The sequence below is a fragment of the uncultured Thiohalocapsa sp. genome (assembly GCF_913062725.1).
In the GTDB taxonomy this organism is placed as follows: domain Bacteria; phylum Pseudomonadota; class Gammaproteobacteria; order Chromatiales; family Chromatiaceae; genus Thiohalocapsa.
In genome coordinates, this window is sequence record NZ_CAJXWY010000103.1 from 1 (window position 1) to 7,794 (window position 7,794).

Here is a 7,794-nt window from a genome sequence, read left to right on the forward strand (position 1 = left end):
CTCGACCGCAGGGATGCGGTCGTGAAGCCTACAGGGATGTATTCACGGCGTCCCCCGCCCGCCGCCACCCAGCCCGCCGACTCCGAATCCTCTTTGAGACTGGTTTTTCCCCATGTTCAAAATTCAAACCCTCAACAACATCTCCGTCGCCGGCCTGAATCGCCTGCCGCGGGAATCCTACGAAATCGCCTCCGAGCTCGGTCACCCGGACGCCATCCTGGTGCGCTCGGCGAAAATGCATGACATGACCATCCCGGACACCGTCAAGGCCATCGGCCGCGCCGGCGCCGGCGTCAACAACATTCCCGTCGCCGACATGAGCGCGCGCGGCATCGCCGTGTTCAACGCGCCGGGCGCCAACGCCAATGCCGTCAAAGAGCTGGTGCTCGCCGGCATGCTCATCGCCGCGCGTAACATCGCCGAGGCGGCCCGGTTCGCGCGCGCGCTGGAGGGCGACGATGCGGCCATCAACAAAGCCGTGGAAGCGGGCAAGAAGCAATTCGTCGGCATGGAACTGCCGGGGCGCACCTTGGGCGTCATCGGCCTCGGGGCCATCGGCGTGCAGGTGGCCAATGCCGCCCGGGCGCTGGGCATGAAGGTCATCGGCTTCGACCCCAGCATCACCGTGCGCGCGGCCTGGAAGCTGCAAAGCGATGTGGAGGCGGCGCTGTCGGTGGACGACCTGGTGGCCCGCGCCGACTTCATCAGCTTCCATGTGCCGCTCACGGACCAGACCCGGCACATGATCAACGCCGAGCGCATCGCCAACATGCCCGACGGGGCCGTGCTGCTCAACTTCTCCCGCAGCGGCATCATCGACGACGACGCCGCCGTGACCGCCCTGGACGCCGGCAAGCTCTATGCCTACGTCTGCGATTTCCCGTCCAACCTGCTCAAAGACCACCCGCGGGTGGTGACCCTGCCGCACCTCGGCGCCTCCACCCGCGAGGCAGAGGACAATTGCGCCATCATGGTGGCGGAGCAGGTGCGTGCGTATCTGGAAGACGGCAATATCACCAACGCCGTCAACTTTCCCGACATCATGCTGCCGCGCCAGGGCGGCTATCGTATGGCTGTGGTGAACCGCAACGTGCCAAACATGGTGGGCCAGATCTCCACCGACCTCGCCGAGGGCGGTCTCAATATCATCGACATGCTGAACCGCTCCCGCGGCGACCTGGCGGTGACCCTCATCGACGTGGACGGCCCCTGCCCGCAGCAGACCTTGCGGGATATCGCCGGCATCGAGGGCGTGCTGTCGGTGCGCTACCTGGGCAACGGTGCGGCCGCGGACGGCGCGCCGGCCTGATGACTCCGGGCGTGCCCCGGCGCGTCGTCGGGCAACGGCGCACGCCCAGCCGGCGGATTTCCAGGTACACTCAAGCCGACGCCGGGGCCTGCCCCCAACGCAGCCGAGCCATCCGATCCCCGCAATGAACAGCGAAGACCGTCTCGCCCCGATTCGCGAGCGTATCGACAGCATCGACTCGGAGCTGCTCAAGCTCATTTCCGAGCGCGCGGACTGCGCCCGCGAAGTCGCCAAGATCAAAGAGACGGCGGGACAGAGTACCCATTACTACCGCCCCGAGCGCGAGGCCGAGATCCTGCGCCGCATCAAGGCGCAGAATCCGGGGCCGCTGGACGACGAGGAGATGGCCCGGCTGTTCCGCGAGATCATGTCCGCCTGCCTGGCGCTGGAGCGCCCGCTGTCGGTGGGCTACCTGGGCCCCGAGGGCACCTTCACCCAGGCGGCGGCGCTCAAGCACTTCGGCCACTCGGTGCGCACCCAGCCCTTCGGCACCATCGGTGACATCTTTCGCGAGGTCGAGTCCGGCTCCTGCAACTTCGGCGTGGTGCCGGTGGAGAACAGCACCGAGGGCGTGGTGAATCACACCCTCGACATGTTCGCGCGCTCGCCGCTGCGCATCGCCGGCGAGGTAATGCTGCGCATCCACCATCACCTGCTGAGCCGGGCCACCGAGGTGGGCGCCGTGCGCACGGTGTATTCCCATCAGCAGTCGCTGGCCCAGTGCCGTGGCTGGCTCGACCGCCACCTGCCCGCCGCCGAGCGCGTCGCCGTCGGCAGCAATGCCGAGGCCGCCAGGCTCGCAGCCCGATCCGGCGACGCCGCCGCCGTCGCCGGCGAGGCCGCCGCCGAGCTCTACGAGCTGCGCAACCTGGCGCAGTGCATCGAAGACGAGCCCGGCAATACCACGCGCTTTCTCATCATCGGCCGCGAGGACGCGCCACCCAGCGGCCGCGACAAGACCAGTCTGCTGCTCTCGTGCCGTAACGAGGCCGGCGGCCTGCACCGCCTGCTGACGCCCTTCGCCGAGCAGGCCATCAGCATGACCCGCATCGAATCGCGCCCGTCCCGCCAGGGCGTCTGGGACTACGTCTTCTTCGTCGACATCTGCGGCCACCGCAGCGACGCCAAGGTCGCCGACGCACTGGTCCAGCTGAAGACAGCCGCAAACCTGTGCAAGGTCTTGGGCTCGTACCCGGAAGCCGTCCTATAACCAGTAACCAACACCCAACCACCCCATGGCCACCCCCGACCACCCCTTCCTCCACCTCGCCGCCCCCCACATCGCCGGCCTCACCCCCTATGTGCCCGGTAAGCCGCTGTCGGAGCTCGAGCGCGAGCTTGGCATCGGCGCGGCGGTGAAGCTCGCCTCCAACGAGAATCCGCTCGGCTGCGGCGAGGCGGCGCAGGCGGCTTTTCGGGACTGTTCGGCGGACCTTGGGCTGTATCCGGACGGCGGCGCCTTCGCGCTGCGCCGGGCCATCGCCGAGCATCATGGCCTGGACCCGGCGCAGGTCACCGTCGGCAATGGCTCCAACGATGTGCTGGATCTGGTGGCGCGCACCTTTTTGCAGCCAGGCGTCGAGTCGGTGTTCTCCGAGCACGCCTTCGCCGTCTATCCCATCGCCACCCAGGCCGTGGGCGCCACCGCCCGCGTCGCCCGCGCCCGGGACTATGGCCATGATCTGGACGCCATGGCGGCGCTGGTGGGCGAGCGTACCCGGGTGGTCTGGATTGCGAACCCCAACAACCCCACCGGCACCTGGCTCGGCGCCGGGCCGCTGCGGGCGTTCCTGCAAGGCCTGCCGCCGCAGGTCATCGCGGTGGTCGACGAGGCCTACTTCGAGTACGTCGAGGCGCCGGACTACCCCGACACCAGCCGCTGGCTTACGGACTTTCCGAATCTCATCGTCACGCGCACCTTCGCCAAGGTGCACGGTCTTGCGGCGCTGCGGGTGGGCTACGGGCTCAGCCATCCGGCGGTGGCGGAGCTGATGAACCGCGTCCGCCACCCCTTCAATGTCAACGCTCCGGCCCAGGCCGCGGCGGCGGCGGCCCTCGGCGACCGCGCCCATGTGCGGCGCTCCGTCGACCACAATCGCGCCGAAATGGCCCGCGTCACCGCCGGGCTGGCGGATCTGGGGCTGGATTACATCCCGTCGGTATGCAATTTCGTCACTGCTGATCTGGGGCGGCCGGTGGGGCCGGTGGATGCGGCGCTGCTGCGCCGGGGCGTCATCTGCCGGCCCGTGGCCAACTACGGCCTGCCCAACCACTTGCGCATCAGCATTGGCCTCAGGCACGAGAACGCGCGCCTGCTCACCGCGCTGGCCGAGGTGCTGCGCGGGTGATCGAGCGGCTCGCCATCATCGGGGTCGGCCTCATCGGCGGCTCGCTGGCGCGGGCCCTGCGCGGCGCCGGCGCCGTCGGCGAGATCATCGGCTGCGGACGCTCGGCGCAGAACCTCGAGCTGGCCTGCGATCTGGGCGTCATCGACGACTGCAGCCGTGACCCGGCCGAGGCCGTGGCCGGCGCCGACATGGTCTTCCTCGCCGTGCCCTTGGGCGCCGTGCGCGGCGTCTTCGAGCGCATCCAGGGGCAGCTGCGGGCGGACGCCGTGATGACCGACGGCGGCAGCGTCAAGGGCAGCGTCGTCGCCGATGCGGCGGCGGTGTTCGGCGAGGTGCCCGCGCGGCTGGTGCCCGGGCATCCCATCGCCGGCACCGAGCACAGCGGCGTCGCCGCCTCCTTCCCGGAGCTCTACCACAACCGTCGCGTCATTCTCACGCCGCTGCCGCAAACCGACGCTGCGGCCCTGGCGCGGGTGCGCGCCATGTGGGAGACCGCCGGCGCCGTGGTGACGGAAATGGACGTGGCCCATCACGACCACGTGCTGGCCGCCACCAGCCATCTGCCGCACATGCTGGCCTTCGGGCTGGTGGATCTGCTCGCCCGCCGGCAGGACAACGACGAGATCTTCCGCTACGCCGCCGGCGGCTTTCGCGACTTCACCCGCATCGCCTCCAGCAACCCCGTGATGTGGCGGGACATCTGCCTCGCCAACGCCGACGCCCTGAGCGACATGCTCGCACGCTTCGGCGAAGAGATGACCCACCTCGCCGAGACCATCCGCCGCCGCGACGCCGACCACCTGCTGGACATCTTCTTCCGCGCCAAAACCGCTCGCGACAGCTACGTCGACGGCGTCTCAGTGCCAAAACCGGACAGCTCCACCCCGCAATGATCCCCGACGAGCGTTCCAACGCCGGACCCCGCCTACGGGCGACCAGCCAGACCAAGCCGATCCGCAGACGCCCACTCGCGGGCGATCAGCCACGGCAGCCCCCGGCACAGACAACCAGTACCCACCAGACCAGCCAATGAATGCTGACAGCCGGCCAAGCGCCGTTCGGCACCGGGCATCGGGGCATCGATAAAGACCACCGGCATCAGCGCCGCCGGCGAGAAGACCCTGCGGCGTGGGCCGCCGACCGCCAACAGACCCAGCGGCAGGCCCGCTAGTCCAGCTCAGCGACCTGCGGGCGCGCCTCCACCGACAAGTCGCGGGCGGCGAAGATGTAGTCGGGCTCGGCGCCCGCCGGCATGAAGCCGGTGTCCGTCACCAGCACCGCCTGCTCGGCGGGGTTGATGCGGCGCAGGCGCGCGGGGATGGCGTCGTCGTGCAGCAGATGGCCGGAGCCCGCCAGCAGCACCAGGGTGCGCTCAGGATGGGCCGTTAAGTAGTCGCCGGCGGTGCGGGCCATGGTCTGATCCCACACGTATTGCACCTGCAGGAAGCGCTCGCGATACGCTTCGGGCATATCGCCGTGCAGCGCGAAGGCTTGATTCAGCTGCGCCCGGTAGGCGCCGGCGGCGAGCTCGATGCGCGGCGGAAAGAGCGCGCGCTGCTCGGCGTCGAGTGCCTCGATGCCGCCGTCGGACACGGCGGAGACCGTCTCGGTGGCCGCGTTCAGCGCCACCAGTGGAATTGCCTGACGCTGGGCGTAGGTCAGGATGTCTTCGTACAGTCGCACATCGAAGCGCCAGCGCTGGTGCCACTGCGTGCGCTCCAGCAGCTGCGCCAGGGAGGCCCGGCCGGCGGTGAAATCGTCCAGATGTGGCTGGAACGGCCGCTGAAAACACTCCATGCCGATGGCGATGGGCACACCGCGCTCATGTAAGCCACGGATCACCGCCAGCTGATTCAGATGATGATCGTAGCGGTCGTGCACCTCGCCCACCATCACCGCACGCGTGCGCTGCACTTCATCCAGCAGGGCCTGCAGGTCCGTCTGCTTCGCGGGGTTTACCAGCTTTGCGCTCGCCATGTGGTCCTCCGCGGCGGGATGAGGATGCGGATGCGCCAGCGCCAGGGACATGAGCCCGACCCCCAGCGCGAGCAGGCCCGTGCCGGCGGCGACGATCACCGTCCAGGCAGAGAAGACACGGGCGAGGCTGGCGCGGGAACTGCGGGACGTGCGGACGTGCATCATGACTTGCTCCGGGAGGCTGCGCGGACACCGGGCCCGGACAGGCGGCCCCGGGCATGATTGAACGCATTGACTTTGTGAACAAGTTGCGATTCAGTCGGGGTATTCAACCTAGTCGTCGTTGGCGGGCTCCGTCCGCGTATGCAGCCAGCGAGGCTCCGCGTTGTGTGCACCCATGGGATTGATGCGGGGAACGCAGGAACGCCGGTTACCGTTTGATCTGTGTCTTTGCCATCACGGCGGCACTGCGGCATGCTTGACACGTCGGAACTGCCCAACGAAGCGCCATGATCGATTCGCTCGACAGCCCCAACCTCACCTTGCTCCTGCTGGACACCGCCGGTCAGCCCCTGTGCGCCGAGCAGGCGCTCGACCGCACCGCCGCACTGCGCTACGAGCTGCGCGAAAACGCCGTCGCACTCTCGGTGGCCCCCACGGCGCGCGCCACCATTCACTGCGCCGATGCGGCCCACCCAAGCCAGGGCCCGCTCATCGTGCTCGGTGCCGTGGCCCTCGCCGTGCTTCCGCCCATGCTGCCGGCCCTCACGGCCATGCTGCGGACCTGGCTGCAGCGCAACCCGGGTCTGTGCATGACGCTGCAGGTGATGGGCGACGACACCGGCGCCACACACGACCCCACGCGGCTGGACGCCGCCGCCGAAGCCGCGCTCATCGCCTGCCTGCAATGTCATCTCGACGAATGCTGGGGCGACGCCGCTTCGCCCGCCGCCTGAGCATCTGCCAACGCAGCCGCCCTGCAGCACCGCGCGCCGAAACGCCGCATGACCACTGACCTGCAAGCCCTCGCCGAGCAGCTCGGCCAGCGGCTCGCCGCCAGCGGCCTCATGCTGGCCACCGCCGAGTCCTGCACCGGCGGCTGGATCAGCAAGTGCGTGACAGATATCGCCGGCAGCAGCGCCTGGCTGGATCGCGCCTTTGTCACCTACAGCAACGCCGCCAAGCAAGACATGCTGGGTGTGACCGTCGACACCCTCGCCGCGCATGGCGCCGTCAGCGAGCCCGTGGTGCGCCAGATGGCGGCGGGCGCGCTCGCCCACAGCGCCGCCCAGGTGGCGGTGGCCGTCAGCGGCGTCGCCGGCCCCGGCGGTGGCTCGGCCAACAAGCCCGTCGGCACCGTCTGCTTCGGCTTCGCGCTGCCCGCCGGCGTCAGCGCCGAGACCATGCACTTCCCCGGCGACCGCGATGCCGTGCGCCGTCAGTCGGTCGTGCATGCACTGAGCCGGCTCATTGCCCTGTTGTCGTGATCGCGTGTCGTGATCGCGTGGCACTCCGGCGACGTGCCGCGGCACTGCACCCCAGCATGATCCCTCAGCACCCTACCCCGGCAGCCCGCCCCGCATGAAGGACGACCGTCGCGCCAGCATCCGCCTGTTCTTTGCCCTGTGGCCCGATGACCCAGTCCGCTCGGCGCTCCTCGAGGCGCGGACCGGCCACATCGGCGCCGCCCGCGCCACCCATCCCGATGACCTGCATCTGACCCTGGTCTTCATCGGCGACGTCGACCCAGACCTGCTGCCCTGCATCGCATCCGCCGGCGACGATGTGGTCCTGGAGGCCTTCCAGCTTGCCCTACAGCGCGTCGAGACCTGGCCACGTCAACGCCTGCTGGCGGCGGTCCCGGATGACCCGCCAGCGGCCCTCTTCAACCTCGTGAGCCAGCTCCAGCACAATCTGCTGCCCTGCGGCATCCAGCCCGAGCCGCGCCCCTATCGCCCGCACGTGACCCTGGCGCGCAGAGCCGCCCGCAGCAACCCGGTGCCGCTGACCATCCACTGGCCGGTACAACACTTCGTGCTCGCCCGCAGCGGCGTCGCCAACCGCGGCTACCAGATCCTACGCCACTGGCCGCTAGAGAAAAAAAAGGGGTCAGAGCCTGAGGTATCCCCACAAATCCGCCCCCGGTCGTTCACTCGGCGAGTAGCGCATCATGGTCCCTCGCGACCCATTGATCCAGCGGCCCGATGGCATCGACCAACT

Annotated in this window: 8 protein-coding genes; 7 read left to right on the top strand and 1 reads right to left on the bottom strand. The window is 69.1% G+C overall.

The window, feature by feature from the left end; all coding sequences use genetic code 11:
- Window positions 1–112: 112 nt before the first annotated feature.
- From QZ588_RS17345 to QZ588_RS17360, 4 genes are all read left to right on the top strand, one after another.
- Entirely contained in the window at window positions 113–1,309 is a 1,197-nt protein-coding gene (locus QZ588_RS17345; RefSeq protein WP_295544291.1) for a 3-phosphoglycerate dehydrogenase family protein, read from the top strand.
- A 124-nt stretch (window positions 1,310–1,433) separates the two neighbouring features.
- Window positions 1,434–2,519, top strand: coding sequence for a prephenate dehydratase (gene pheA, locus QZ588_RS17350; protein WP_295544293.1), 1,086 nt, complete (start codon window positions 1,434–1,436; stop codon window positions 2,517–2,519).
- A gap of 25 nt (window positions 2,520–2,544) precedes the next feature.
- A complete protein-coding gene (hisC, locus tag QZ588_RS17355) occupies window positions 2,545–3,657 on the top strand; it encodes a histidinol-phosphate transaminase (RefSeq protein WP_295544295.1) in 1,113 nt (370 codons plus the stop codon).
- On the top strand, window positions 3,654–4,550 hold the full coding sequence (locus tag QZ588_RS17360; RefSeq protein WP_295544297.1) for a prephenate dehydrogenase/arogenate dehydrogenase family protein: 897 nt from the start codon (window positions 3,654–3,656) through the stop codon (window positions 4,548–4,550). Before hisC ends, QZ588_RS17360 begins: the two co-directional genes overlap by 4 nt.
- A gap of 274 nt (window positions 4,551–4,824) precedes the next feature.
- On the opposite strand, the gene QZ588_RS17365 is transcribed toward QZ588_RS17360, so the two are convergent.
- Window positions 4,825–5,799, bottom strand: coding sequence for a ChaN family lipoprotein (locus QZ588_RS17365; RefSeq protein ID WP_295544298.1), 975 nt, complete (start codon window positions 5,797–5,799; stop codon window positions 4,825–4,827).
- A gap of 284 nt (window positions 5,800–6,083) precedes the next feature.
- On the opposite strand from QZ588_RS17365, the gene QZ588_RS17370 reads away from it, so the two are divergent.
- The 3 genes from QZ588_RS17370 to thpR all read left to right on the top strand — a co-directional run.
- Window positions 6,084–6,530, top strand: coding sequence for a hypothetical protein (locus QZ588_RS17370; protein WP_295544300.1), 447 nt, complete (start codon window positions 6,084–6,086; stop codon window positions 6,528–6,530).
- Between the two features lie 48 nt (window positions 6,531–6,578).
- On the top strand, window positions 6,579–7,061 hold the full coding sequence (gene pncC / locus QZ588_RS17375) for a nicotinamide-nucleotide amidase (RefSeq protein ID WP_295544302.1): 483 nt from the start codon (window positions 6,579–6,581) through the stop codon (window positions 7,059–7,061).
- A 94-nt stretch (window positions 7,062–7,155) separates the two neighbouring features.
- A partial coding sequence (gene thpR / locus QZ588_RS17380; protein WP_295544304.1) for an RNA 2',3'-cyclic phosphodiesterase occupies window positions 7,156–7,794 on the top strand: 639 nt, incomplete at its 3' end.

Excerpts from the sequence above, each read along its gene's own strand:
- QZ588_RS17345 (WP_295544291.1), top strand. The coding sequence starts at position 113 with ATGTTCAAAATTCAAACCCTCAACAACATCTCCGTCGCCGGCCTGAAT.
- pheA (WP_295544293.1), top strand. The coding sequence starts at position 1,434 with ATGAACAGCGAAGACCGTCTCGCCCCGATTCGCGAGCGTATCGACAGC.
- hisC (WP_295544295.1), top strand. The coding sequence starts at position 2,545 with ATGGCCACCCCCGACCACCCCTTCCTCCACCTCGCCGCCCCCCACATC.
- QZ588_RS17365 (WP_295544298.1), bottom strand. The coding sequence starts at position 5,799 with ATGATGCACGTCCGCACGTCCCGCAGTTCCCGCGCCAGCCTCGCCCGT.
- QZ588_RS17370 (WP_295544300.1), top strand. The coding sequence starts at position 6,084 with ATGATCGATTCGCTCGACAGCCCCAACCTCACCTTGCTCCTGCTGGAC.
- pncC (WP_295544302.1), top strand. The coding sequence starts at position 6,579 with ATGACCACTGACCTGCAAGCCCTCGCCGAGCAGCTCGGCCAGCGGCTC.